The organism is Streptomyces sp. NPDC052043 (assembly GCF_044548235.1).
Classification (GTDB): domain Bacteria; phylum Actinomycetota; class Actinomycetes; order Streptomycetales; family Streptomycetaceae; genus Streptomyces.
Genome location: NZ_JBIUBT010000014.1, coordinates 180,697 through 205,747, shown reverse-complemented (window position 1 = coordinate 205,747; position 25,051 = coordinate 180,697). Strand labels below are relative to the sequence as shown.

The following is a 25,051-nucleotide window of genomic DNA, read 5'->3' as shown; positions in this document are numbered from 1 at the left end:
TCGCTGCCTTCCGGTCAGGACGGCCGGCCGCCGAACCGCCAGGTGTGGACCTCGACGTCCGCGTACCGGCCCGGGGCCAGGACGGCTCGTGCCGTGTCCGGGTCCGGCGCCCGGACCAGGGCCGCCGTGCCCAGCCGGGCGGCTCCGTCGTCGGACAGCAGCGGCCCGTACGCGATCAGCTCGTCCCGGTCGGCCGGTGCGGCGGAGTCGGTGGCGTCCTGCCCCGCGCTCAGGCCGAGTACGAGGTAGCGGTTGCCGCCGGTCCGGCCGCCCGAGAAGTCCCACATCGTGCGGCCGAGCGTGTTGCGCCACCGGAGCAGCAGCACGTCCCGGTAGACGCCGGACTGGTAGTGGGGCTCGTCGAAGGCGAACGCGCGGGCGGCGGCCGGATCCGGCAGGTCGAGGATGTTCACGCTGCCGGTGGGCGTCTCACCGTCGTCGGCGAACGTCGGACCGCGGGCGATCATCTCCTGCGCGCACCAGTCCATGTAGGACCAGTGCTCCTCCCGTTTCTCGTGGCGCAACGGCAGTGAGCCGGGCCGGTCGCGGTGTTGACTTGCTCCTTGGGCTGAAGCCCGAGGATTCTGGCCTTCCGGCCGGATGCTGTGCCGCTACGCGGCAGGGGCTCCGGTGCGGATTCCGTGGCTTCCTGCTTCACCGCGCTGTGCCGGAACACGTTCCGGTCTTACCTGCGCTCCACAGGCTGTCACCGCCAGTCCGGCGGCCTGTTTGACGTTGATGGCGGCGTTGTGGTCCCGGTCGTGGACCGTGCCGCAGGCGGTGCAGGTCCATTCCCGCACGTTGAGGGGTTTGGGCCCGTCGTGGTGGCCGCAGTCGGAGCACACCTGGCTGGTGGGCTCGAACCGGCCGACCTTCACGAAGATGCGCCCGTACCGGGCGGCCTTGTAGGCAAGCATGTGCACGAACTGGGACCAGCCCGCGTCGTGGATGCTCTTGGCCAGCCGGGTGCGCGCCAGACCGCCCACCGCCAGGTCCTCCACCGCGACCGCTTTGTTCTCACGGATCACTTTCGTGGACAACTGGTGGTGGAACTCGCGGCGTGCGTCGGCCACCCGCGCGTGTGCGCGGGCGACCTTCAGGCGGGCCTTGGCCCGGTTCTTCGAGCTCTTCTGCTTACGGGACAGCTCCCGCTGGGCCTTCTTCAGTTTCTTCTCCGCGCGGCGCAGGAACCGTGGGGAGTCGATCTTCGTGCCGTCGGACAGGACCGCGAAGTGGATGAGTCCGAGGTCGATGCCCACCGTCTGGTCGGTGTCGGGCATGCGGGCTGCGTCGGCGGTCGGGTCGGTGTCGATGACGAAGGAGGCGAAGTACCGCCCGGCCGCGTCCTTCATCACGGTCACCGAGGACGGAACGGCAGGAAGAGAGCGTGACCATTTCACCCGCACCTCGCCGATCTTCGGCAGGTTCAACCTTCCCGCGGCGGTGATCTTCCAGCGGGCGTTCGCGGTGAACCGGATCGCCTGCCTCGCATCCTTGCGCGACTTCAACCGCGGCGCGCCCACCTTCGGGCCCTTGCGCTTCCCCTTGAGGGAGGCGAAGAAGTTGCGGTAGGCGGTCTCCACGTCCCGCAGTGCCTGCTGCAGCACCACCGCGGACACCTCGCCCAGCCAGTGCCGCTCACGGGACTTCTTCGCCTCGGTGAGAAGCGTCTTCGACGGCACCGCCGCGGTGGGAAACGGCTGACCTGCCGCCCAGGCCCGTTCCCGCGCCGCTACCGCGTCGTTGTACACCACCCGCGCGCACCCGAACGCCCGGGCCAGCGCGATGCGCTGACCCGGTGTCGGGTCGAGACGGAAGGCATACCGAAGCTGCACGATCCGGACGCTAGCACCGGTCACCGACAGTCCAGGGTGAATCAGCCGCATCCAGCTCCGCTGGAACGATCCTGCGACGCTCCGCGTCGCACCCTCCGGATTCGCTTCACCACCGGCGTGAACGCTGGTGCACCGCGACTGAAGCCCGGTGGCAGAAGAACTCCATGCCCCGGACCCTGCCCCAAGGCGGGGCGGCGACTCAACCAGCTTCGGCGGGCCGCCGGTCCCGCCGAAGCCGGCCGTCGGTCACCCGGGGTCGTTGCCCCCTGTCATCAGCAGGTGGCCCCGGCTGTCATCAGCACGTGGCCCCGGCGGAACCGCTCCCCGTCGCGGGACTCGCGCAGCATCCGGCCGACCTCGACGAATCCGGCCTCGACGGCCAGGTCGGCGAGGTCGTCGATCGGCCACCGGTAGGCCGATCTCACCTTGTGGTCGAACGGCGTCACAGGCCCGCCCTCCGACTCGAAGAAGCCGAGCAGGAGGTGGTCGCCGGGCGCGAGCACCCGCCGGAACTCGGCGAAGTACGAGGGGATGTCCCGCGGCAGGGCGTGAATGACCGAGTACCAGGACACGATGCCTCGCAGCGTGCCGTCGGCCAGTTCGAGGGCGCCCATGGAGCCGACCTCGAACCGCAGGGCCGAGTGTGTCTCGCGAGCGATGCCGATCATCACCGGCGACAGGTCGACGCCGAAGACGTCCAGCCCCAGGTCCCACAGGTGGGCGGTCACCCGTCCGGGGCCGCATCCCAGCTCGGCGACGGGCCCGGGTCCGGTGGTCCGGGCGAGTTCGGCGAACGCGCCGAGCACCGCGCGGTCCAGCGGAAGGGCGTCGAGCTCGTTGCGGACGAGGTCGGCGTAGCGGACGGCGATGGCGTCATAGGCCTCGGCTGACGCGCCGAGGTGCGAGGAGGATTGAGTCGCGACGAAAGACCCTGGAGCACCCTACTTGCACGATCACGCAAGTATGCGGCTATGCTGCTGGACGGCAGCAGGAGGCGCCTCGTCGTCCCGTCCCATGCGCTCCGGCGTGCCGAAGTGCGCGTCCGTGCCCTCCATCTTCCGCCCATCTGTGCGCGCCGCGCACCGGGACCGGCCCACGGGGACTTCGGGCGGGACCGGCCCTGCCGTCGGCCTGCACCCAAGCGCCGCCCCCCTACGGATCAGGGATCGGAACAACGAGCAGCCTCGGCGCGACGATGGAACACGGAAAGAGGGAAGGACAGTCGGTGATGAAGACCCTGCCTCACCCGCGCAACGGCGCCGGCACCGCCGTCCTCGGCGTGATCACCTTCACCACGCTGGAGATGACCGTCCTGGCCACCGCCCCGACGGCGTACCGTCCGGTCATCAGTGGCGCCCTGCTGGGAGCGGCCGTCACGGCGTTCATCCTGCTCGCAGCGGTGCTGCGCGCGGATCGCAAGGCCACTCGGCGAGCGCGACGCCGCGTTCTGGAGGCGGTGGACGGGTCGTCGTTCACCTCCCGCACCCTGGAAGGCTTCCCCATGGAAGCGGTCCGGCCCCGTCTGCTGGGACCGAACGCGCCCTCCCTCAACCACCTCTACACCGCCTGGGCCTTCGCCTCCCGTGGCCATGACACCGCCTGGCTCGTACGCCACCTCGACCTGCCCGCGGATCTGGCCCGGTTGCTGACCGATGCCGCGGCCGCCCGCCTGCGGGACTGACCTCGGGCCGCCCGCCTGCGGGACTGACCTCGGGCCGCCCGCCTGCGGGGCTGACCTCGGTCACCGCTGTCCATCGCGAAAGACGATGCCGGAATCCGCTGCCCGTCAACGACGAAGTTGTCAGGTGCCGCCCTGGACCAGCAGGGCGATCCTGTCGGAGTCGAAGGCCACCCAGCGTGAAGAGGCGCATCCCGGCAGCCTCAGTCGGCACAGGGTGTCCCCCTCGGGGCTGGTCCACCATCCGGTGACGGTGCCCGGCCGCGTCCATCCGGTCCCGTCGCACACCTCGACCGGACGATAGGTGGTCCGCACCTGCTCTTCCGGCGGCAGCGGACATCCCCTGGCCAGTTCTTCCAGCAGGCTCTCGGCCATGGTCGTGTGCGGCACGGCTCTGTCCCTCCCGACTCTCTCGATTCTGTCGCCCTGGGTCGGGCACTTGGTCGCCTGTCACCCGAGGAGGTCGCCGCCCCGGGGCGATCACCCCCAGTCGCCGCCGAAGTCACCCCCGCCGTCCGACCCGAAACCACCGTCGAATCCCCCCGCGAAGTCGGAGGCCCGGAAGTCCGCCCCGGAGTACTCGCCGCCGTCCGGCAGATCGGGGGCGGACGAGGCGCCGTCGCCGGAGCCGGCGAAGGCGGACGGCGCGCTGAGCATGCTGCCCAGCAGGGTGCCGGCGAGCAGGCCGCCGACCACCGCGCCCGCGCCGCCGAAGTAGCCGCCCGCCCACGGCGCGTACGCCGGGCCGGCGTTCCAGTACGGCTGGGCGCCCTGGCCGGTGTCGACCATCCGCGTCATCGGCTGTCCGCCCTGGGTCACCCGGGCGGCGTCGTCCGCACAGGCGGGGACCATCCGCGGAGCGCCGCCTGGCGGGCACCAGTTCACGTCGTCGGCCGAGGGGCCGTGACGGGGGTCGAAGAAGCAGGGCACACGACGCTCGGGCAGCGGGGTTCCGCTGCGGCGGGCGGCCAGGGTGGCCAGGGCGAAGCGGCCGTCGGTCAGCGTGGCGGTCACCGGTTGCACGTCCTGCGGCCGTGCCGCATCGGCCATCTGCTGTTTGGCCAGCTCATAGGCGTCGAGGGCACGGGAATAGTCGTCGCGCATCTCGTCGGTGGCGCCCGGCTCGGACGGGGAGAAGGCCAGACGGTCCAGTTCCTCACCGAAGGCGGTGATGTCCTCGTCCACCACCACCCGCAGGGCCTCCAACTCCCTCTGCTCGGCCTCCCGCCGCTTCCTCGCCCGCCGGTACAGCGCATATCCGCCCCCGGCCGCCCCGGCCGCGAGCAGGCCGCCGACCATCAGCCCGCCGCCGCCGGAGCCGCCGTCACCGCTGTCCTTCCAGGACGCGGGGGCGTGCCCCTTCGCCTGCTGGACGGCCTGGTCGACGAACGCGTTCAGCTGCGTCTCCGTGTCCGAGGCGTAGGAACGCTGCACCGCTCCCCGCAGGTTGTCGACGGCGCTCTGCGACATCACCTGATGGTCCGCCTTGGCGTTGAACAACTCGCCCAGGCGCACGGCGTACACCCCGCTGATGCCGGTGAGTGAGCGCAGGTCCGGCATCAGGGACGCCTGCGGGTAGTCGGCGGACCGGGGCAGTACCGCGACGAAGACCGGCTTGTCCGCGGCCTCGATCCTCGCCGTGAGCTTGTCGGCCGCGGACTTCGGCAACTCCCCCGCGGCTCGCGGATCGACGTACACCGGCCCCTTCTTGAAGGCTTCCGCCACGGCCCCCGTACCGGTGTCCGTGGCAGCCGTCGCACCGAAGGCCGGCGGGGCGAGTCCCACCAGAGCTGTCACGCCCAGGGCGGCGAGGGCCCGGGCGAAGCGAGACCGTGGCGAAGCAGGCATGGATGAGACCTCCTTGCGAGGGAGCGTCCGCTCCCCCTCCGGGACAACTCCGGTGCAACGGAGGGAAGGAGCCGACAAACCCCAACGCTTGTTCAATTGCGCAATAAAGAAAGTATGCCAGACGGGCTCACCTCCGGGCCGAGTTCGGCACGGGTGTCGGCGACTCAGTTGACGCACGGCACGCCGCCCGCCTTCACGGCGATGCCCGAGTCGGCAGGCGGCGACGGGTTCGGCTCCGTGGCGGCCGGCGACGACGGCTGCCCGCTGGGCAGTGCGTGGTTCCCGCCCAGGGTGACCACCACATGACCGGCGGGCACCTCCGAACTGGCGGCCGGGGCAGCGGCGTTGAGTCGGCCGGCGATCTGCCGCGCGGCCTGCTGGGCGCCTGGGCCGTAGACGACGGTGGTGGTGGGCTGCGCGGCCGCGTTGCCGGTGGTGCCGGCCGTATAGCCGAGTTCGACCAGGTAGAACAGCACCGCGGAGGCCTCGCCCTCGGTGCCGTTTCCGTTGCGTACGTCGACGACGGCGGGCGCGGCCGGGGCGGTGGCAGCCGGTGACGGGTTCTGGCCGAACTCCTGCCGCACCATCGCCTTGATCTTCTCCGGGTCGACCAGGTTGACGTCCTGACCGTTGCGGAGCGCGAAGCCCTCGATGGGCAGGGTGTGGAACACGACGTTCCCGCCCGTGAGGTTGGTGGCCTGCTGGGCGAAGTCGAGGACGTTCCAGGAGCTGTCCAGGACGATGTCCTTCTTCACCGTGTCGAACAGGCCCTGCAGCTTGGACGGGCTGCTCCACACTCCCTGGGACCTGAGCTGGTGGGTGACGCTGGAGATGAAGGCCTGCTGCCGGCGGGTGCGGTCCAGGTCCCCGGCGTCCAGGCCGTGCCGCTGGCGCACGAAGGCCAGGGCCTGCCGGGCGTTCAGCTGCTGCACGCCCGCCGGGAAGTCCGCTCCCGAGTAGCGGTCCTTGACCGGGTGCTTGAGACATACCGTGATGGGCTGCAGGACCTTGGCGATGTCGTAGAAACCCAGCAGGTTGACCTCGGCGAAGTGGTCTATGGGCACCCCGGTGAAGTCCTGGACCGTCGCCAGCGTCGCCTCGCGCCCGGCCTCACGGCTCCTGGCCTCCAGGTCGGCACCCTTGACGCCCTGCTGGGCGTACCTGTCGCGGGCGCCGGTGTAGGCGTTGGCGTAGGCTTCCTTGATCTTGCAGTGGCCCTGTACGGACCCGTCGCCGTTGAGGGTCTGCACGTAGTCGTCGCGCGGTATGGAGAACGCCTGGACCCTGCCGCCACCGGCGGGGATGTGCATGAGGATCAGGGTGTTGGTGTTGTAGTAGCCGATACTGCTGGATCCGGCGTGCAGTTCCTTCTGCACGAACTGCCGGGGCAGGTCGTTGCCGTTCATGTCCTTGCGTGAATCCAGGCCGATCAGCAGCAGGTTCACGGCGTTGTCCAGGCGAGGTGGCGCCTTCTTGCGCACCGCGTCCAGCGCGTCGGACGTGGTGAGCCCGCTGATCAGGGTGTGGTACGCGTACCAGGTCGCTCCGCATCCCAGCAGCAGGGCCGACGACACCGTCCACACCACCACGCGCAGCGTGCGTATCCCCAACGAGCTTCGCCCGCTGCGGACAGCGGCGCGGCGCCGACGGCGCCCTGTGGACTCAGACACGGCGGGCCCTCCCCACGCCGAACCGGAGGACAGCCGCCGCCAGCACGACGACGAGCACCGCACACTCCGCGGCGGCCATCGCCGGGAACACCGCCACGGCCCACCGCACCAGTCGTGTGGCAGGCGGACCGTCGGATGTCAGCGCCCATCCGGCCGTGACAGCGGCCACGGCCGGAACCGGCAGCGGGACCACCCACCCCAGGACACGACCGCGGACCGCCAGCACAGCCGCGAGGAGTGCGCCCGCCGTCGCCCCGGACACCACGCCCCAGCCGGGACCGTGACCCGCGACCGCGTCCACCGCAGCCCCCAACAGCGCAGGGCCCGCCAGCGCCAGAGCGGCGGCACCGGTCCCGGGCCCGCCGACCCGGGACGCGTCACCTGTTCCTCGCGGGCGCCGCCTGCGCGCCGCACCCTGGGACGACGCGCGCCCCTCGGCACCGCGCTGCGCGACCACCCGCGCCTGGCCGGGTGGGCAGCCCCGCCCTTGCGTACCGACGCCACCGACGGTCCGTTCCTGCTGATCACGCATACGTCCGCTCTCGCTGATCCTTGAATGCGGCGACGGAGCCCGGTCGTCGTCGACATCGCCGCTCTGCCACCCGTGAGACGAAGAAGCAGCGCCAATAGTTGCACGGTCGCGCAAGTGAGCAATCATCAACGGGTCGCGGACGCCCTTCAACTGTGTCAAATAAAGGCATTTTCCGGACTGACTCACCGTCCTACTTGCGTTCATGCGCAAGTAGTGGGCTACCATGGGGGACGTTCGAAGGCAGCAGGCACCTCGTTCGGTGAGGCGTCTTCACGGACACAGGCCACTGATCCCACCCGTCGAGAGACGCTCCGGATCAGGACAGGTCTCCCCGAATTAAGGGGTGACCCCAAGTGGCTTCCCCGCAAAGGGATCACGCCGTGGAGTGCCAAAGCTCTGACGAGTTGGGGTGATCCGGGATCCGCCCGGTCGCTCCTTGCCGAGTCGTACGGCGCACCGCGCGCCCCGGCCGGAAGGAGGCGAGAGGCATGGACTGCGACAGCAGTGGTCCGAGTAGCAGTCATACCGCCCTGGTGGCCTTCCCGTTTCCTGCCACGGCAGGTCTTCCGCCTGTCCGCACCCGCGCCTTCGCGGCCGTGTGAACCACCGCTGAGCTGACGCCCGCGGTCACCGCACGGCTGGTCCGCGCAGACTCCGGGTGCGGCCGCGGTGTGCCTGCCTTCTCCTGCTCCACCCCTTTCTGATCCTTTCTGATCCCTTTCCGATCCTTCCGGCAACGGGGCTGCTTGTGCTGCCCCGGTGCCGTTGCGACTACTCCGCGCCACGGTCGGCTCTGCCGTGTGCTCACGCCTGCCGTCGTGCGCGGAGGGAGGTACGTCGATGACCGACACGATGACCCCTGAGCGCCTGGCTCCGCCGGGCCGTACCCGCCGCGAGCGCCGCACTGCCGAACTGGAGGCCCGCACCCGGGCGGCGGGCGCCCGGCTGGCCGCGATCAGCCGCCGTCCCGCCGCGCAGGTCCTGAACGACACGGTCAGCGATGGGCCGGGCCTGACGCACGCCGAGGCGGCGGCCCGGCTGGAGCGGGACGGCGCCAACGTCATCGCCCACGAGCGGACGCCCAGGTGGTACGTCCAGCTGGCCAAGGCCTACGGAAACCCCTTCATCGCCGTCCTGGTCTTCCTGGCCGGCGTGATGTACTGGCAGGACCCGGCCGACCCCGGCGTGCTGATCCTGTCGACGATGGTGCTGATCAGCGGCGTGCTCCGGTTCTGGCAGGAGTACCGGTCCGCGAAGTCGGCCGCCGCGCTCAAGGCGCTGGTCACCACGACCACCAGGGTGCGGCGTTACACGGCGGAGGGTTCCGCTTCCTCCTCCCTCGAAGTGCCGATGGAGCAGGTCGTCCGGGGCGATGTGATCCAGCTCGCAGCCGGCGACCTGGTGCCCGCCGACCTCAGGCTGCTGACCGCCAAGGACCTGACGGTCAGCCAGGCCGCCCTGTCCGGCGAGTCGCTGCCGGTGTCCAAGGCCGACACCCGCCCGAGCGACCTCGGGCAGCAGGAGACCGACGACCCCGTCGAAGCCGACAACCTCTGTCTGATGGGCACCTCCGTGACCTCCGGCACCGCCACCGGCGTCGTGGTGGCCACCGGGTCCGACACCTACTTCGGGTCGATGGCCGGTTCCCTGGTCGGAGCGCGCCCGCAGACCAACTTCGACAACGGCGTGCGCAGGGTCAGCTTCCTGCTGATCAAGTTCATGCTGGTCATGGTCCCGGTGGTGTTCGCGGTCAACGGCCTGACCAAGGGCGACTGGAACGAGGCGTTCCTGTTCGGTATCGCCGTCGCGGTCGGGCTCACTCCCGAGATGCTGCCCATGGTGGTCTCGGCCAACCTGGCACGCGGAGCGGTGGCCATGTCCAGGCGCAAGGTCGTGGTCAAGCGGCTCAACGCCATCCAGAACTTCGGTGCGATGGACGTGCTGTGCACGGACAAGACCGGCACCCTGACCGAGGACCGCATCGTCCTCGACCGCTACCTGGACGCGCACGGCCAGGAGGACGACGAGGTGCTGCAGTACGCATACCTCAACAGCCACTTCCAGACCGGCCTGCGCAACCTGATGGACCAGGCGGTGCTGGACCGCGTCGACGAGGCCGAGGAGATCGTCGTCGACGCCCGCTTCACCCTGGTCGACGAGATCCCCTTCGACTTCGCCCGCCGCCGTATGTCCGTGGTGCTGAGCCGCACGACGTACGCCGACGCCGAAGCCGCCCGCTCGGCCGAGCACACCCTGATCACCAAGGGCGCGGTCGAGGAAGTCCTCGCCCTGTGCACCCACATGACGGACCGGGGACAGCGGATCGAGCTGACCGCGGAACTGCGCGAGCAGGTCACCCGTATCGCTCAGGACCACAACCGGGAGGGCCTGCGGGTCCTGGCCGTCGCCACCCGCTCGCTGCCCGCCACCCGCGACACCTACACCGTGGCCGACGAGGACGAGCTCACGCTGGCCGGCTTCCTCGCCTTCCTCGACCCGCCGAAGGCCGACGCCGCCCAGGCGCTGCGCGCCCTCGCCGACAAGGGGATCACCGTCAAGGTCGTCACCGGCGACAACGAACTGGTCGCCGCCCGCGTCTGCGCCGACGTCGGCATCGACGTGGGCGCGGTCGTCACCGGGGCCGCCGTCGAGGACCTCGACGACGACGAGCTGGCCGAACTGGCCGCCCGCACCACCGTCTTCGCCAAGGTCAACCCGGTACAGAAGGCGCGCATCGTCCGCGCCCTGCAGCGCGGCGGACACACCGTCGGCTTCCTCGGCGACGGCATCAACGACGCCGCCGCGCTGCGGGACGCGGACGTCGGCATCTCCGTCGACACCGCCGTCGACATAGCCAAGGAGTCGGCCGACATCATCCTGCTGGAGAAGGACCTCACCGTCCTCGAACAGGGCGTGCTCCAGGGCCGGCAGACCTTCGGCAACACCATCAAGTACATCAAGATGACGGCCAGCTCGAACTTCGGCAACGTCTTCTCGGTCCTGGTCGCCAGCGCCTTCATCCCGTTCCAGCCGATGCTGCCGCTGCACCTGCTGGTGCAGAACCTGTCCTACGACATCTCGCAGCTCGCCACCCCCTGGGACCGCATGGACCCGGAGTACCTGCGCAAGCCGCGGAACTGGGACGCACGCGGGATCGGCCGCTTCATGGTGTTCATCGGCCCGATCAGCTCGATCTTCGACATCACGACGTTCCTGCTGATGTGGCACGTCTTCTCCGCCAACACCGTCGGCAGCCAGAGCCTGTTCCAGTCGGGCTGGTTCATCGAGGGCCTGCTCTCCCAGACCCTGATCGTGCACATGATCCGCACCCGCAAGATCCCGTTCATCCAGTCCAGGGCGTCCGTGCCGGTGATGGTCATGACGGCGGCCGTGATGGCCTTCGGTATCGCACTGCCCTTCACTCCGCTCGGTGCGTCCATCGGCCTGCGGCCGCTGCCCATGAGCTACTTCCCGTGGCTGATCGGCACGCTGCTCGCCTACTGCGTCCTCACCCAGCTGGTGAAGGTCTGGTTCATCCGGCGTTTCCACAGCTGGCTGTGACCGACACACGGTGCACGTCCCCGCTTGCACCGCACCCCGACGCATCTGGTTGGCTGTCCCCGGCGGGCAGCCGCCCCGGGATGCGAGGAGAGCGATGCGCGCGGACGTGCAGCAGGTCGCCGACGGCACCTATCTGGTGCACGGCAGCAACACGAACTGGGTGATCCTGACCGAGGGCGACGCCGCCACCCTGATCGACACCGGCTACCCCGGTGACCGGCAGCAGCTGCTCGACTCGCTGGCGGCGGTGGGGAGTTCGCCCCGGGCGGTGGCGGCCGTGCTGGTCACCCACGCGCACAACGACCACCTGGGCTCCGCGGAGTACCTGCGCCTCGCCCACGGCACCCCGGTGCAGCTGCACGAAGCCGAACTTCCGCACGCGCGGCGGGAGTTCCTGCACCAGGTGACCGTCGGGCAGGTGCTGCGCAACGGCTGGCGGCCCGGCGTGCTGCCCTGGGCGGTGCACGCGCTGCGCCTCGGCGGCACCGCGCACGTGCCGGTCGCCGCGCCGGAGCCGTTCCCGGCCGCCGGCCCGCTCGACCTGCCGGGGCGGCCCGTGCCCGTGCACACGCCCGGCCACACCCAGGGCCACACCGTCTTCCACCTCCCGGACACCGGCGTGGTGGTCTCCGGCGACGCCCTGGTGTGCGGCCACCCCACCTCGCGCCTGACCGGTCCGCAGCTGCTGCCCGACATGTTCCACCACCAACGTGCCCAGGCACTGGCCTCGTTGGGCAGGATCGAAGCCCTGGAGGGGGACCTGCTGCTGCCCGGGCACGGCCCCGTGCACCGCGGTCCGGTGCGGCAGGCGGCACTGCGGGCACGGGAGCGCGCCCTTTAGCACCTGCTGCCAAAGTCCCGCCTGCCGCGCGACGCCCCACACGCCCTAGGCTTCCTGCCATGGGCTTGCAGATCAGCGCCACCAACCCGGAGCATCCCGCGCTCCTGCTCGAACTGCCGTGGCGGACACCGTTGGCGGAGTGGCCCGAGGAGTACCTCGTGCCGCTGCCGCGCGGCATCTCCCGGCACGTGGTGCGCTACGCCCGCGCCGGCGACGAGGTGATCGCCGTCAAGGAACTCGCCGAACGCCCGGCACTGCGCGAGTACGGGCTGCTGCGCGACCTGGACCGGCTCGGCATCCCCGCGGTGGACCCGCTGGCCGTGGTCACCGGCCGCACCGACCACGCCGGCGAGCCGCTGGAACCGGTGCTGATCACCCGGCACCTGGGCGGGTCGATGCCGTACCGCTCGATGTTCGAGACCACCCTGCGCCCGGCCACGATGCACCGCCTGATGGACGCCCTGGCCGTGCTGCTGGTGCGGCTGCACCTGGCCGGGTTCGCCTGGGGCGACTGCTCCCTGTCCAACACGCTCTTCCGCCGCGACGCCGGCGCGTACGCCGCCTACCTGGTCGACGCCGAGACCGGCGAGCTGCACCGGCGGCTGAGCCCCGGGCAGCGGGAGTACGACCTCGACCTGGCCCGCGTCAACATCAGCGGCGAGCTGCTGGACCTGGAGGCCTCCGGCGCGCTGCACCCCTCGGTGGACCCGATCGAGTTCGGCACCGAGATCTGCGCCCGCTACGACGGACTGTGGCAGGAGCTGACCCGCACCTCGGTGTACCCGGCGGGCAAGTACCACTACATCGAGCGCCGGATCAGACGGCTCAACGACCTCGGCTTCGACGTGGCCGAGATGCAGATCGAGAGCTCCGCCACCGGCGAGACGGTCACCTTCGTGCCCAAGGTCGTCGACGCCGGCCACCACCAGCGGCAGTTGCTGCGCCTGACCGGCCTGGACACCGAGGAGAACCAGGCACGGCGGCTGCTGAACGACCTGGAGAGCTGGATGGCCACCCAGGACGACTACGCGCCGGGCGGCGGTCACCCGCACGCCGCACGCCCGGAGGTGCTGGCGCACCGCTGGGTGCGGGAGGTGTTCCGCCCCGCCGTGCGGGCGGTGCCGCGCGAGCTGCACGGCACCATGGACCCGGCCGAGCTGTACCACGAGCTGCTGGAGCACCGCTGGTACCTGTCCGAGCGGGCGCAGCACGACATCGGCCTCGACACCGCCGTGCAGGACTACGTCAGGACCATCCTGTCCCAGGCGCGCGAGGCGCCTGAGACGACGTCCGGCTGACTCACGGGTGCGGGACGACGACGACCGGGCAGCCGGCGTGGTGCAGCATCCCGCTCGCGACGGAGCCGATCCGCGCGCCCACCGCCGTACGGCGCACCCGGCGCCCCACGACCAGCAGCTGGGCGTGCTCGGCCGCGGCGAGCAGCACCTGGCCCGCGCTGCCCATCTCCACGTGCTCGACGACGGGGACGTCCGGGAAGCGCTCCCGCCACGGCTGGAGCGCCGCGGCCAGCGCCTTGCTCTCGTAGGGCTCCAGGCCGCCGGCCTCGTCGAGCAGCTTGAGCGAGCCGGGGCTGTAGGCGAACACCGGCGGCAGCGTCCAGGCACGCACCGCCCGCACCCCCGCTCCGCGTGCGGCGGCGGTCTCGAACGCGAACTCCAGGGCCGCGGCGCTGTCCTCGGGGGCGCCCTGCTGCCCCACGACGATCTCCCGGCCCGCGACCTCGGCGGCCGGCCGGTCCTCGGCGCGCACCAGGACGACGGGGCGTTCGGTCCCGGCGATCACCTGCTGTCCGACGGAGCCCACGAGGAACCCGACGAGGGCGCCCCGTCCGCGCGAGCCGAGCACCAGTGCCTGGGACCGCGCCGCGGCGCCGAGCAGCGCCGGCACGGCGTCGTCCTCCACGGCGTCGGCGGTCACGGTCAGGCCCGGGTGGCGCTCGGTGACGGTCCGGGCGGCCTCGGCGACCGCGTCGCGCACCCACGCGTGCTGGCTGTCCCGGTCGCCCAGGTCGAAGGCGTCGTGCACCTCGTGGCGCCAGGCCCGCACCACGCGCAGCGGCAGCCCGCGGCGCTCGGCCTCCCGTGCGGCCCACGCCAGTGCGGCGAGGCTCTCCTCCGATCCGTCCACCCCTGCCGTGATCGGGCGTGTCATCCCGTGTGCCTCCCTGTGTGGTGAGCCGTTCCCGGTCCAGTCTCCCCCACCGGCCGGTCACCGAGGCGGCCGGCCGGTGCGGTCGCCTGCCGCGCACTCGGGCGCGGCAGGACGGACGCCCCTACGATGGACAGGAGCCGGCGCGGTGACGACGGGGGCGCACCGGGCCGCCGATCCGAGCACGCGGGGTGACAGCGGCATGACACAGGCCGTGGAGCAGGCACGGACCGTCATCATGACCGTGGACGACGATCCGGGGGTCTCCCGCGCCGTCGCCCGGGATCTCAGGCGGCGCTACGGCGGGTCGTACCGGATCGTGCGCGCGGAGTCCGGCGAGTCCGCGCTGGACGCGCTGCGCGAACTGAAGCTGCGCGGCGACCCCGTGGCCGTCATTCTGGCCGACTACCGCATGCCGCGGATGAACGGCATCGAGTTCCTGGAACAGGCCCTGGACATCCACCCGGGCGCCCGGCGGGTGCTGCTGACCGCGTACGCGGACACCGACGCGGCGATCGACGCGATCAACGTCGTCGACCTCGACCACTACCTCCTCAAGCCCTGGGACCCGCCCGAGGAGAAGCTGTACCCGGTCCTGGACGACCTGCTCCAGGTCTGGCGGGGCAGCGACCGCCGGCCGGTGCCGAGCACGAAGGTGGTGGGGCACCGCTGGTCGGCGCGCTCCTCCCAGGTGCGGGAGTTCCTGGCCCGCAACCAGGTGCCGTACCGCTGGTACTCCTCGGACGAGCCGGAGGGCAGGCGGCTGCTGGCCGCGGCCGGGCAGGACGGTCAGCGGCTGCCGCTGGTGGTCACCCCGGACGGCACCGCGCTGCTCGAACCGGAGCCGGCCGCACTCGCGGCCCACGTGGGACTCGCGACGACACCGGCGGCCGACTTCTACGACCTGGTGGTGGTCGGCGGCGGCCCGGCCGGGCTCGGCGCGGCCGTCTACGGGGCCTCCGAGGGGCTGCGGACGGTGCTCGTGGAGCGCTCGGCGACCGGCGGGCAGGCGGGGCAGAGCTCCCGGATCGAGAACTACCTCGGGTTCCCGGACGGCGTCTCCGGCGCCCAGCTCACCGACCGGGCCCGCCGGCAGGCGACCCGGTTCGGCGCGGAGATCCTGACCGCGCGCGAGGTGACCGGCCTCGAGGTCTGCGGCGCGGCGCGGATCGTGCGGTTCTCCGACGGTTCGGCGGTCGCCGCGCACAGCGTGATCCTGGCGACCGGCGTGTCCTACCGGCAGCTTCCGGCGGCCGGCGCGGAGGAGCTGACCGGGTGCGGGGTGTTCTACGGCGCGGCGCTGACCGAGGCGTCCTCCTGCCAGGGGCAGGACGTCTACATCGTCGGCGGCGCCAACTCCGCGGGGCAGGCGGCGATGTACCTGTCCCGGGGCGCCAAGTCGGTGACCCTGCTGGTGCGTGGGGCGTCGCTGGCGGCGTCGATGTCGTACTACCTGATCCAGCAGATCGACGAGGCCCCCAACATCGTGGTGCGCACGGGCACCGTCGTGGACGCCGCGCACGGCTCGGGCCACCTGGAGAAGCTGGCCCTGCGCGACACGGCCACCGGGGAGAGCGAACTCGTCGACGCGCAGTGGATGTTCGTGTTCATCGGCGCGGCGCCGCGGACCGACTGGCTGGGCGGCACGGTGCTGCGGGACGGGCGCGGGTTCATCCTGTCCGGGCCCGACCTCACCGCCGACGGGCGGCCGCCGCCGGGGTGGGAGCTGGACCGGCCGCCGTACCACCTGGAGACCAACGTGCCCGGCGTGTTCGTCGCCGGTGACGCCCGGGCGGAGTCCGCCAAGCGGGTCGCGTCCGCCGTCGGAGAGGGAGCCATGGCCGTGCTGCTCGTGCACCGTTACCTGGAGCAGTCGTGAGCGGCGGGCGTATGCCGTGCAGCCCCGGTGAGATCGGCTCGCTGTTCCTGTTCGAGAAGCTCCGGCCCGAGCAGCTGGGCCGGCTGTGCGCCGAGGGCCGGGTGGAGAGGTTCGACCCCGGCCCGGTGTACACCGAGGGCGAGCCGGCCACCTGCTTCTACGTGATGATCGAGGGCACGGTGGTGCTCTCCCGCCGGGTCGGTGGCGACGACGTGGAGGTCAGCCGGACCTCCCAGCGCGGGGTGTACTCGGGCGCCATGCAGGCGTACCTCGGGGACCGGCTGCGGCAGGTCTACCTCAACTCCATGCGGGTCACGGAGCCGACGCGGTTCTTCGTGCTGCCCGCCGACGCGTTCGCGGACATCATGCGGGAGTGGTTCCCGATGGCGGTGCACCTGCTGGAGGGGCTGTTCCTCGGGTCCAAGAGCACCCAGGCGGCCGTCGGACAGCGTGAGCGGCTGCTGGCGCTCGGCTCGCTGTCGGCCGGACTGACCCACGAGCTCAACAACCCCGCGGCGGCGGCCGTACGGGCCACCGCGGCGCTGCGGGAACGGGTGGCCAAGATGCGGCGCAAGCTCGCCGTGATCGCCGAAGGGCCGTTCTCCCGGGAGCAGTTGACCAACCTCATCGAGATCCAGGAGCGTACGGCCGAGCGGGTCGCCAAGGCCCCGGAGCTCAGCCCGCTCCAGGCCGCCGACCGCGAGGACGCCCTCACCGACTGGCTGGAGGACCACGGCATCGACCAGGGCCCGCAGTTGGCGCCCGTCTTCGTCCAGGCGGGGCTGGACGTGGACTGGCTCGAGCAGGTCGCCGCGGCCGTCGACGAGGAGATCCTGCCGGGTGCCGTGGGGTGGCTCAACTACGCGGTGGAGACCGAACTGCTGATGGACGAGATCACGGACTCCGCCACCCGGATCTCCCGACTCGTGGACGCCGCCAAGCAGTACTCCCAGCTGGACCGCGCCCCTTACCAGGTCGCCGATGTGCACCAACTCCTCGACAGCACCCTGCTGATGCTGTCGGGCAAGATCGGGCCGCGCATCGAGGTCGTCAAGGAGTACGACCGGACACTGCCGCGGATCCCCGCCTGTCCGGCCGAACTCAACCAGGTGTGGACCAACCTGATCGACAACGCGGTGTCCGCCATGAACGGCGCGGGCGGCGAGGGCACACTGACCGTGCGGACCGCGCTCCACCACGACCGGCTGCTGGTCGAGTTCCGCGACACCGGACCGGGGGTGCCGCCGGAGATCCGGGACCGCATCTTCGACCCGTTCTTCACCACCAAGCCCGTCGGCCAGGGCACCGGCCTCGGTCTTGACATCTCCTGGCGGATCGTCGTCAACAAGCACCACGGCGCCGTCCGCGTGGAGTCGGTGCCGGGCGACACCCGGTTCCAGGTGCTGCTGCCGCTGACCGCCCAGGAGGGCGAGGGAGCGGTGGCGGCCGGATCGCCGCTCATGGCCGAGGACCGTCCGACATCCGAGGAGCCGACATGACCCGTGACACCGAAATCGACCCGCGGGTGCCGCCCAGCGGTGCCGGCTGCGTCGAGTGCGAGGCGGCCGGCGGCTGGTGGTTCCATCTGCGGCGCTGCGCCCGCTGCGGCCACATCGGCTGCTGCGACGACTCCCCCGGCAAGCACGCCACCGCCCACCACCGGGCCACCGGGCACCCGGTGATCCGCAGCTACGAGCCCGGCGAGGACTGGTTCTGGAACTTCGACACGAACGAGTTCTACGAGTCCGGCCCCGAGCTCGCGCCTCCCGTGAGCCACCCGGCGGACCAGCCGGCCCCCGGGCCCGTGGGCCGGGTCCCGGCGAACTGGGCCGACACCCTGGGCTGAACCGCGCCCCCGCCGTCCACCCGGATGCCCCGCCGTGACCGGGCATCCGGGTCACCGTGTTCTGACCGGGGATCTCAGCGGCCGTGACCGCACGGGGTGACCGCCGATCCACCCCACTCAGTGATCGGCGCATGGCCAACTGTGTGTCGCCCGTGGCGATGTGACCGCATGGGGGAAGGTTGCGTTGCCCGAATGTGATCGATCTCGCACGGATCACCGCGCGGACGGAGACGGGAGACGAAACGGATGGCCTCACGAACGGTGTGCCGCGGCGCGGTGCTCGGATCGCTGGTGCTGGCCCTGCTGGCGGGACCTGCGCACGCGGCGGGCCACCGGCCCGGGACGGCGGTACCGAACACGCTGCCCGCCCCGGACCCGGCGGCACTCGACGCCCTCCTGCGCACGGCGCTGAAGCAGGGCGCGCCGGGGGCGATGGCGCGGATCGACGACCACCGCGCCTCCTACGACGACCATCCCACCGTGTACAAGGCCACCGAGGGACTCGCCGACCACGGGACCGGGGACCTGATCAGCACGGCCGACCGGTTCCGCATCGGCAGTGTCACCAAGACCTTCTCCGCGGTCGTGCTGCTGCAACTGGCCGCCGAGGGCCGGGTGAAGCTCGACGACCCGGTCAACCGCTACCTGCCGGGACTGCTGCCCGACGGCCGGATCACGGTGCGGCACGTGCTCAGCCACCGCAGCGGTCTGTACGACTACAGCGACGAGATGTTCGCCAGGACCGTGTCCGGCTTCGAGGCCGTGCGCACCAAGGTCTTCACCTACCGCCACCTGCTCGCCCTGTCCCTGGAGCACCCGCGCACCCAGGTGCCCGGCGCCGCCTACGCCTACTCCAACACCAACTTCGTCGTCGCCGGCATGCTCATCGAGAAGCTGACCGGCCACCCGGTCCGCACCGAGTACGAGAACCGCGTCATCAAGCCGCTGAAGCTGACCGACACCTTCTACGTCCACCCCGCCACGAAGATCCCCGGCCGTCACGCGCACGGCTACCTCACCCCCGACGAGCCCACCTCACCCCTGGTCGACGCCACCGAGCAGACGATGTCCTGGGCGCAGAGCGCGGGCGCGCTCATCTCCAGCACCCGCGACCTCGACACGTTCTTCTCGGCCCTGCTGGGCGGCCGGCTGCTTCCCCCGGCGCAACTGCGCCAGATGGAGCGGTGGATCCCCGCGGGCACCGCCCAGGCGTACGGGCTGGGGCTGCGCCGCCGCGACCTGTCGTGCGGCGTGTCGGTGTACGGGCACACCGGCACCGTGCAGGGCTACTCCACCTACGCGTTCACGAGCAAGGACGGCAGACGCAGCTTTGCCGCGCTCGCCAACACCTCCCACAACGGCGCGGTGCACCGGACGATGCTGCGCACGCTGGAGTCGGCGTTCTGCGGCAGGCGCACGAAGGTGCGAGGCGCGGATCCCCTGCCCGGCACGGCCGTGGCGAACGACCTCGCTGAGTGATCTTGGCGGAACGGGCGCCTCCGGGCCAGGATGCCCGCATGAAGGGTGACCTGTTCTCCAGTCAGTACGTGGTGGGCCCCGCGACCGCGCCGGGCATGTCCGTCGAGAACGCCAAGTGCGTCAGGTACACGGTGGACGGCGAGATGTTCGCCCGCCAGGGTTCGATGGTGGCCTACCGCGGCGACCTGCGGTTCGAGCGCAGGGGCCAGGGCGTCGGCGGCATGCTCAAGCGGGCGGTCACCGGGGAGGGGCTGCCGCTGATGACGGTGCGCGGGCAGGGCGAGGCCTGGTTCGCGCGGGAGGCCCGGAACTGCTTCGTCGTCGAGGTCGACCCGGGTGAGGAGTTCACCGTCAACGGGCGCAACGTGCTGTGCTTCGACGCGACGCTGTCGTACCGGATCACGACGGTCAAGGGTTCGGGCATCGCGGGCGGCGGGCTGTTCAACAGCGTGTTCACCGGGCAGGGCCGCCTCGGTCTGGTGTGCGAGGGCAGCCCGCTGGTCCTACCGGTCACGCCGCAGCAGCCGGTGTACGTCGACACGGACGCGGTCGTCGGGTGGACCGCCCGCCTCCAGACGTCGCTGCACCGCTCGCAGTCGTTCGGGTCGATGCTGCGCGGCGGGTCCGGCGAGGCGGTGCAGCTGCTGCTGGAGGGCGAGGGGTACGTCGTCGTCCGGCCGAGCGAGGCACCGGCGTACCGGCCCCAGCAGCACTGAGGAGGCCGGCCCTGGCCGAGGGACTCCGCGAGACCTGTTGACCTGTGCGTCCCCGGCGGGTGAGGGTCGGGACGGCGCGGATCATCACCCCGCGCCGGAAAGGTGGACTGCCGTGATCGGCATCTCGGAGATCGAAACCGCGGCCGAGCGGATCGCCGGACACGTCGTGCGCACACCGACCGTGCCGAGCCCCGGCCTGTCCGCGCTGCTCGGTGCCCCGGTGACCGCGAAGCTGGAGCTGTTGCAGCGCACGGGCTCCTTCAAGGCGCGCGGCGCGACGGCGCGGCTGCTGTCGCTCGACGCCGCGGAGCGGGACGCGGGCGTGGTCGCGGTCAGCGGCGGCAACCACGGGATCGCGCTGGCCGTGATGGCCGCCGCGCTGCACGTGAAGGCCACCGTGGTCATGCCGCACTCCGCGCCCGCACGCTCCGTCGCGGTCGCGGAGGAGGCCGGGGCGTCGGTGCGGCTGACCGACGGCATGGACGAGGCATTCGCCCTGGCCGCGCGGCTGCGGGACGAGGGGCTCACGCTGGTCCATCCCTTCGACGACGAGGTGGTGGTCGCCGGGCAGGGCACCGTCGGCCTGGAGCTGGCCGCGGACGCCGGTGAGCTGACCGACGTGCTCGTCAGCATCGGCGGCGGCGGGCTGATCGCCGGCGTCGCCGCGGCGCTGCGCGCGCTGCGGCCCGGGGTGCGGATCTGGGGCGTGGAGACCGAGGGCGCCCAGGCCATGTCCGAGGCGCTGGCGTCCGGCGGCCCCGTGCCGGTGGCCCTCTCCTCGATCGTGACGACGCTGAGCGCGCCGACGGTGTCCCAGCTGACCTACGACCATGTCCGCGCCCTCGTCCACGAGGTGCTCGTGGTGCCCGACCGGGAGGCCGTACGAGGCTGCCTCGACCTCGCCGAACACGGAAGGGTCTGGGCCGAGCCCGCCGCCGGCTGTCTGCTGCCGGCCGCCCGGCTGGTACGGGAGCGGATCGGCCCCGACGTCCGGCTCGGCCTGGTGGTGTGCGGCGGCAACGCCGCGGTCGCCGACGTCATGTCCTGGGCGGACCGGTTCGCACTGCGCTGAGCCGCGACACCGGTGCCGGGCGGCGTCGGCACCGTCCGCATGCCGTGCTGGCGCCCGGGCGAGGAGGAGACCGTGTCGACGGCCTCCTCCTCGCGGGGCTGCTCGCGGGGATCTGGGCGAGGCCGCCGCAGTCGCCTGGGCGGATGCTGTGACCCGGGGCCGGCCCGCGCCCCGGGCCGGCCCCTGTGTCCTGCGGGTTTCCCGGGGAGCATTCCCCGACCCGCCGCTACCAGCGGGCCTCCACCTGGTCCTTGATCCGGCGCTCGTAGAGGTCCCGGATCGCCGCGAGGGTCTCCTCGCCCAACGGGGGCAGCTTCGCGGCGGCGGCGTTCGCGCGTGCCTGTTCCGGTGAGCGGGCGCCCGGGATGACCGTGGTGACGCCCGGCTGCTGGATGATCCAGCGCAGCGCGAGCTGGGCCGGGGTCCAGCCCTCGGGGGCGAGCGCGGCGAACTCGGCGGCGGCCTCCACGCCCGTGGCGAAGTCGACGCCGGAGAAGGTCTCGCCCTGGTCGAAGGCCTCACCGTGCCGGTTGTAGGTGCGGTGGTCGTCGGCGGCGAAGACGGTGTCCTTGGTGTACTTGCCCGACAGCAGCCCGGAGGCGAGCGGGACCCGGGCGATGACGCCGACGCCCGCCTCCCGCGCCGCGGGCAGCACCTCGCGCAGCGGCTTCATGCGGAACGGGTTGAGGATGATCTGCACGCTGGCCACGTTCGGCCGGGCGATCGCCGTCAGCGCCTCGGCGCAGGTCTCCACGCTGACGCCGTAGGCGGCGATCCGCTCCTCCTCCACCAGGGTGTCCAGCGCGTCGAACACCGCGTCGCTGGAGTACACGGGGGTGGGCGGGCAGTGCAGTTGCACCAGGTCGATACGGTCGACACCCAGGTTGCGCCGGGAACGGTCGTTCCAGGCGCGGAAGTTGTCCAGGACGTAGTTCTCCGGGATCTGCTCGACGCGCCGGCCCATCTTGGTGGCGACCAGCACATGGTGGTCCGGCCGGCTGCCGAGGAAGGTGGCGATGGCCGACTCGCTGCGCCCGTCGCCGTAGACGTCGGCCGTGTCGAAGAAGGTCACCCCCGACTCGGCGGCCGCCTCCAGCACGGAGAGGGCTTCCTTGTCGTCCACGTCGCCCCAGTCGGCGCCCAGTTGCCAGGTGCCGAGCCCGACGACCGACGCATGCTGGTGCGACCTGCCGAATTCACGTTCGTCCATGGCGACAGTCTGTCATCAGCCGCCCCCCGGCGCCGGATCGGGCCGCTCTGGGCGCTCACCCGTGCAGAGACGCCGACCCGTTCGCGTCGAGGCGGCTATCCGGCGGCCGCCGCACGGCACTCGGGATGGCCCCAGCCCTGGTCGTTGCGGGCGATGGACTCGCCGGCCGCGTAGGGGCGGCCGCACACGCAGCGGCCGGGGAACTTCGCCTTGATCGTGCGGGACGACGCGCCGCCACCGCGCGGCCGTGCCGCCGCCTTGGCGCCGTTCGCGCGGCGGCGCGGGGAGGCCGAGGCGGGGGCGGCGGGCGGCGGCTCCGGCGAGCCGAGGGCGCTGCCCGCGGCCTGCTGCACGCTCGCCGCCTGGCTGGCCGCCCGGTCGGCGAAGTCGTTCAGCGGGTCGCCGTCGACCTGGTGGGCGGGCACATAGCGGAAGTCGACCGAGCGGCCCTGGAGCAGCTCGTCGATCCGCACGACCAGTTCCTGGTTGGCGACCGGTTTGCCCGCGGCCGTCTTCCAGCCGTTGCGCTTCCAGCCGGGCAGCCAGGTGGTCACTGCCTTCATCGCGTACTGCGAGTCCATCCGCACCTCGAGCGGCACGTCCGGGTCGGTCGCCGTCAACAGCCGCTCCAGCGCGGTGAGTTCGGCGACGTTGTTGGTGGCGGTGCCCAGTGCTCCCGCCTCCCAGCGGGCCGGACTCACCGCGTCGTCCGAGACGACCCACGCCCAGCCCGCCGGACCCGGATTTCCCTTGGACGCCCCGTCGCAGGCGGCCACCACACGTTCACGCATGGGCTCGATCATGCCACGGCCGGACGGGCCCTTCGAACCGCCGGCCGCGGGGGCCTGTGGTAGGGCGGCGGCGCGTACCAGGCCGCGCCGCGCGCCGAACGGTCCGCCCTGTTCCACACTGGGGACGAATGGACGAATGGACGAACGGGGGGACCGGGCGGCCACGGCGGACGGGGCGCGAGATGACGGACGGCACGATGCGGGCGTGGACGGTGACCGACCCCCGGCCGGTGGAGGAGGGCCCGCTGCGGCTGACGTCGAAGCCGGTCCCCGTGCCGGGTGACGACGAACTGCTGGTGCACGTGCGCGCGTGCGGGGTGTGCCGCACGGATCTGCACGTCACCGAGGGTGATCTGCCGGTGCACCGGCCCGGGGTCACCCCCGGCCACGAGGTCGTGGGCGTGGTCGCGGACCGGGGACGGGCGGTGAACGGCTTCGCGCCCGACGACCGGGTGGGCGTGGCCTGGCTGCGCCGCACCGACGGCACCTGCGCGTACTGCCTGCGCGGCGCGGAGAACCTGTGCCCGGCCTCCCGGTACACCGGCTGGGACGCCGACGGCGGCTACGCCGAGTACACGACCGTCCCGGCCGCCTTCGCCTACCGGCTGCCCGGCGAGGTCGAGGACGTGGCGCTCGCGCCGCTGCTGTGCGCGGGCATCATCGGCTACCGGGCACTGCGCCGGGCCGCGCTGCCGGCCGGCGGGCGCCTCGGCCTGTACGGGTTCGGCGGCAGCGCCCACCTGTGCGCCCAGGTCGCACTCGCCGACGGCGCCCGGGTGCACGTCATGACCCGCGGGGCGGGCGCGCGGCGACTCGCGCTCGAGCTGGGCGCGGCCTCGGCCCAGGACGCGTACGCGGTGCCGCCCGAGCCACTGGACAGTGCGATCCTGTTCGCCCCCGTGGGCGACCTGGTCCCGGTCGCGCTGCGGGCCCTGGACCGCGGCGGCGTCCTGTCCGTGGCCGGCATCCACCTGAGCGACACACCGCCGCTGCACTACGAGAGCGAACTCTTCTACGAGAAGGAGCTGCGCAGCGTCACCTCGAACACGCGCGAGGACGGCCGGGACTTCCTCGCCCTGGCCGCCCGGCACGGGGTGCGCGCCACCACGCACACCTATCCGCTCTCGCGGGCCCCGCAGGCGCTGGAGGACCTCAAGGCCGGCCGCTTCGACGGGGCCGCGGTGCTGGTGAACGACCTGTCCTGACCGAGGCGCGCGCGATCGCCCCGGCGCGGGCGACAGCGGGGCCGGTCCACTCCCCCGGGTGGGTGGACCGGCCCCGTCGCCCGCCGTCACTCGCCCGCGTACGCCCTCTCCAGGGCCGCGATGTCGAGCTTGCCCATGGCGAGCATCGCCCGCGTGGTGCGGGCCGCCTTCTCGGCGTCGGGGTCGCTGATCAGCTCGATGAGCCGGTCAGGGATCACCTGCCAGGAGACGCCGTACCTGTCCTTGACCCAGCCGCAGGGGCCGGGCTCGCCGCCGTTCTCGGTGAGCCTGGTCCAGTAGTGGTCGACCTCCTCCTGGTTCTCGCAGTGGATCTGGAAGGAGATCGACTCGTTGAACGTGAACTGCGGGCCGCCGTTGAGCGCGACGAACTTCTGGCCGTTCGCCACGAAGTCGACGGTGATCACGGATCCGGCCGGGCCCGGTCCGGCGTCGTTGTAGCGGCTGATCCCCCCGATGGCGGAGTTCTTGAAGATCGAGACGTAGTACTGGGCGGCCTCCTCGGCCTGGCCGTCGAACCAGAGACAGGTGGTGAATCCTTCGGTGGCCACGGGTTCCTCCTGGAGTACGGGACGCGGGTCATGTGTATCGACCGGCCCGCGCCGCGAAACTCATCGGCGCGTGGAAAAAAACGCGGGGCGCTTCGGCGGCCCGGAACTAGTGCCGCGGCGGGCAACGTTTGCCCGTCAAGGAGCGGCGGC

22 protein-coding genes and 1 riboswitch are annotated in these 25,051 nt (G+C 71.9%); of the genes, 11 read left to right on the top strand and 11 right to left on the bottom strand.

Annotated elements, in window-relative coordinates; all coding sequences use genetic code 11:
• Positions 1–14: 14 nt before the first annotated feature.
• From ACIHCX_RS30680 to ACIHCX_RS30670, 3 genes are all read right to left on the bottom strand, one after another.
• Entirely contained in the window at positions 15–602 is a 588-nt protein-coding gene (locus ACIHCX_RS30680) for a YciI family protein (RefSeq protein WP_400035234.1), read from the bottom strand.
• 9 nt (positions 603–611) lie between these two features.
• Positions 612–1,835, bottom strand: coding sequence for an RNA-guided endonuclease InsQ/TnpB family protein (locus tag ACIHCX_RS30675; RefSeq protein ID WP_400035171.1), 1,224 nt, complete (start codon positions 1,833–1,835; stop codon positions 612–614).
• A gap of 272 nt (positions 1,836–2,107) precedes the next feature.
• Entirely contained in the window at positions 2,108–2,704 is a 597-nt protein-coding gene (locus ACIHCX_RS30670) for a class I SAM-dependent DNA methyltransferase (RefSeq protein WP_400035232.1), read from the bottom strand.
• Between the two features lie 359 nt (positions 2,705–3,063).
• On the opposite strand from ACIHCX_RS30670, the gene ACIHCX_RS30665 reads away from it, so the two are divergent.
• Positions 3,064–3,516 carry a hypothetical protein gene (locus ACIHCX_RS30665; RefSeq protein ID WP_400035169.1) on the top strand — a complete coding sequence of 151 codons (453 nt, stop codon included), beginning with the start codon at positions 3,064–3,066 and terminating at the stop codon, positions 3,514–3,516.
• Positions 3,517–3,636: 120 nt separating this feature from the next.
• On the opposite strand, the gene ACIHCX_RS30660 is transcribed toward ACIHCX_RS30665, so the two are convergent.
• The 4 genes from ACIHCX_RS30660 to ACIHCX_RS30645 all read right to left on the bottom strand — a co-directional run bounded on the left by ACIHCX_RS30660 (position 3,637) and on the right by ACIHCX_RS30645 (position 7,563).
• Entirely contained in the window at positions 3,637–3,903 is a 267-nt protein-coding gene (locus tag ACIHCX_RS30660; RefSeq protein ID WP_400035167.1) for a hypothetical protein, read from the bottom strand.
• 90 nt (positions 3,904–3,993) lie between these two features.
• Entirely contained in the window at positions 3,994–5,361 is a 1,368-nt protein-coding gene (locus tag ACIHCX_RS30655) for a hypothetical protein (RefSeq protein ID WP_400035165.1), read from the bottom strand.
• Between the two features lie 164 nt (positions 5,362–5,525).
• Entirely contained in the window at positions 5,526–7,031 is a 1,506-nt protein-coding gene (locus tag ACIHCX_RS30650; RefSeq protein ID WP_400035163.1) for an LCP family protein, read from the bottom strand.
• Positions 7,024–7,563 carry a hypothetical protein gene (locus ACIHCX_RS30645; RefSeq protein ID WP_400035161.1) on the bottom strand — a complete coding sequence of 180 codons (540 nt, stop codon included), beginning with the start codon at positions 7,561–7,563 and terminating at the stop codon, positions 7,024–7,026. The genes ACIHCX_RS30650 and ACIHCX_RS30645 overlap by 8 nt, the downstream gene beginning before the upstream one ends.
• A 244-nt stretch (positions 7,564–7,807) precedes the next feature.
• Positions 7,808–7,979, top strand: a riboswitch (M-box (ykoK) riboswitch).
• Positions 7,980–8,403: 424 nt separating this feature from the next.
• Here ACIHCX_RS30645 and mgtA point away from each other — a divergent pair.
• The 3 genes from mgtA (at position 8,404) to ACIHCX_RS30630 (ending at position 13,263) form a co-directional block, all read left to right on the top strand.
• Positions 8,404–11,124, top strand: coding sequence for a magnesium-translocating P-type ATPase (mgtA, locus tag ACIHCX_RS30640; protein WP_400035159.1), 2,721 nt, complete (start codon positions 8,404–8,406; stop codon positions 11,122–11,124).
• A 94-nt stretch (positions 11,125–11,218) separates the two neighbouring features.
• Complete coding sequence (locus ACIHCX_RS30635; RefSeq protein WP_400035157.1) at positions 11,219–11,965, top strand: MBL fold metallo-hydrolase; 747 nt, start codon at positions 11,219–11,221, stop codon at positions 11,963–11,965.
• Positions 11,966–12,024: 59 nt separating this feature from the next.
• Positions 12,025–13,263: a DUF4032 domain-containing protein gene (locus ACIHCX_RS30630; RefSeq protein ID WP_400035155.1), complete on the top strand. Its 1,239-nt coding sequence runs from the start codon at positions 12,025–12,027 to the stop codon at positions 13,261–13,263.
• Position 13,264: 1 nt separating this feature from the next.
• Here ACIHCX_RS30630 and ACIHCX_RS30625 read toward each other — a convergent pair whose 3' ends face one another.
• Entirely contained in the window at positions 13,265–14,137 is an 873-nt protein-coding gene (locus ACIHCX_RS30625) for a universal stress protein (protein ID WP_400035153.1), read from the bottom strand.
• A gap of 199 nt (positions 14,138–14,336) precedes the next feature.
• Between ACIHCX_RS30625 and ACIHCX_RS30620 the strand changes: the two genes are divergently transcribed.
• The 6 genes from ACIHCX_RS30620 (at position 14,337) to ACIHCX_RS30595 (ending at position 21,126) form a co-directional block, all read left to right on the top strand.
• On the top strand, positions 14,337–16,013 hold the full coding sequence (locus ACIHCX_RS30620) for an FAD-dependent oxidoreductase (protein WP_400035151.1): 1,677 nt from the start codon (positions 14,337–14,339) through the stop codon (positions 16,011–16,013).
• An 11-nt stretch (positions 16,014–16,024) separates the two neighbouring features.
• A complete protein-coding gene (locus tag ACIHCX_RS30615; RefSeq protein ID WP_400035230.1) occupies positions 16,025–17,512 on the top strand; it encodes an ATP-binding protein in 1,488 nt (495 codons plus the stop codon).
• Entirely contained in the window at positions 17,509–17,859 is a 351-nt protein-coding gene (locus tag ACIHCX_RS30610) for a UBP-type zinc finger domain-containing protein (protein WP_400035149.1), read from the top strand. The genes ACIHCX_RS30615 and ACIHCX_RS30610 overlap by 4 nt, the downstream gene beginning before the upstream one ends.
• Before the next feature lie 246 nt (positions 17,860–18,105).
• The gene (locus tag ACIHCX_RS30605; protein WP_400035147.1) at positions 18,106–19,338 is read left to right on the top strand and encodes a serine hydrolase domain-containing protein; all 1,233 of its coding nucleotides are present in this window, start codon (positions 18,106–18,108) and stop codon (positions 19,336–19,338) included.
• 38 nt (positions 19,339–19,376) lie between these two features.
• Complete coding sequence (locus tag ACIHCX_RS30600; RefSeq protein ID WP_400035145.1) at positions 19,377–20,054, top strand: AIM24 family protein; 678 nt, start codon at positions 19,377–19,379, stop codon at positions 20,052–20,054.
• 112 nt (positions 20,055–20,166) lie between these two features.
• Positions 20,167–21,126, top strand: a complete 960-nt coding sequence (locus ACIHCX_RS30595; RefSeq protein ID WP_400035143.1) for a threonine/serine dehydratase — start codon at positions 20,167–20,169, stop codon at positions 21,124–21,126.
• A gap of 226 nt (positions 21,127–21,352) precedes the next feature.
• Here ACIHCX_RS30595 and ACIHCX_RS30590 read toward each other — a convergent pair whose 3' ends face one another.
• Together ACIHCX_RS30590 and ACIHCX_RS30585 are read right to left on the bottom strand one after the other, a co-directional pair.
• Positions 21,353–22,336 (bottom strand): aldo/keto reductase, encoded by a 984-nt coding sequence (locus ACIHCX_RS30590; RefSeq protein ID WP_400035141.1) that lies wholly within the window; start codon positions 22,334–22,336, stop codon positions 21,353–21,355.
• A gap of 95 nt (positions 22,337–22,431) precedes the next feature.
• Positions 22,432–23,139: a ribonuclease H gene (locus ACIHCX_RS30585; protein WP_400035139.1), complete on the bottom strand. Its 708-nt coding sequence runs from the start codon at positions 23,137–23,139 to the stop codon at positions 22,432–22,434.
• A 185-nt stretch (positions 23,140–23,324) separates the two neighbouring features.
• Between ACIHCX_RS30585 and ACIHCX_RS30580 the strand changes: the two genes are divergently transcribed.
• Positions 23,325–24,332, top strand: a complete 1,008-nt coding sequence (locus ACIHCX_RS30580) for a zinc-binding alcohol dehydrogenase family protein (protein WP_400035228.1) — start codon at positions 23,325–23,327, stop codon at positions 24,330–24,332.
• 86 nt (positions 24,333–24,418) lie between these two features.
• Here ACIHCX_RS30580 and ACIHCX_RS30575 read toward each other — a convergent pair whose 3' ends face one another.
• Positions 24,419–24,901, bottom strand: coding sequence for a VOC family protein (locus ACIHCX_RS30575; RefSeq protein ID WP_400035137.1), 483 nt, complete (start codon positions 24,899–24,901; stop codon positions 24,419–24,421).
• Between the last annotated feature and the right edge of the window lie 150 nt (positions 24,902–25,051).

Bases quoted from the DNA above. Each gene is read 5' to 3' on its own strand.
- ACIHCX_RS30600 (WP_400035145.1), top strand. From the start codon at position 19,377: ATGAAGGGTGACCTGTTCTCCAGTCAGTACGTGGTGGGCCCCGCGACC.
- ACIHCX_RS30580 (WP_400035228.1), top strand. From the start codon at position 23,325: ATGCGGGCGTGGACGGTGACCGACCCCCGGCCGGTGGAGGAGGGCCCG.
- ACIHCX_RS30610 (WP_400035149.1), top strand. From the start codon at position 17,509: ATGACCCGTGACACCGAAATCGACCCGCGGGTGCCGCCCAGCGGTGCC.
- ACIHCX_RS30635 (WP_400035157.1), top strand. From the start codon at position 11,219: ATGCGCGCGGACGTGCAGCAGGTCGCCGACGGCACCTATCTGGTGCAC.
- ACIHCX_RS30605 (WP_400035147.1), top strand. From the start codon at position 18,106: ATGGCCTCACGAACGGTGTGCCGCGGCGCGGTGCTCGGATCGCTGGTG.
- ACIHCX_RS30625 (WP_400035153.1), bottom strand. From the start codon at position 14,137: ATGACACGCCCGATCACGGCAGGGGTGGACGGATCGGAGGAGAGCCTC.
- ACIHCX_RS30630 (WP_400035155.1), top strand. From the start codon at position 12,025: ATGGGCTTGCAGATCAGCGCCACCAACCCGGAGCATCCCGCGCTCCTG.
- mgtA (WP_400035159.1), top strand. From the start codon at position 8,404: ATGACCGACACGATGACCCCTGAGCGCCTGGCTCCGCCGGGCCGTACC.
- ACIHCX_RS30620 (WP_400035151.1), top strand. From the start codon at position 14,337: ATGACACAGGCCGTGGAGCAGGCACGGACCGTCATCATGACCGTGGAC.
- ACIHCX_RS30590 (WP_400035141.1), bottom strand. From the start codon at position 22,336: ATGGACGAACGTGAATTCGGCAGGTCGCACCAGCATGCGTCGGTCGTC.
- ACIHCX_RS30585 (WP_400035139.1), bottom strand. From the start codon at position 23,139: ATGATCGAGCCCATGCGTGAACGTGTGGTGGCCGCCTGCGACGGGGCG.
- ACIHCX_RS30665 (WP_400035169.1), top strand. From the start codon at position 3,064: ATGAAGACCCTGCCTCACCCGCGCAACGGCGCCGGCACCGCCGTCCTC.
- ACIHCX_RS30645 (WP_400035161.1), bottom strand. From the start codon at position 7,563: ATGCGTGATCAGCAGGAACGGACCGTCGGTGGCGTCGGTACGCAAGGG.
- ACIHCX_RS30615 (WP_400035230.1), top strand. From the start codon at position 16,025: ATGCCGTGCAGCCCCGGTGAGATCGGCTCGCTGTTCCTGTTCGAGAAG.
- ACIHCX_RS30655 (WP_400035165.1), bottom strand. From the start codon at position 5,361: ATGCCTGCTTCGCCACGGTCTCGCTTCGCCCGGGCCCTCGCCGCCCTG.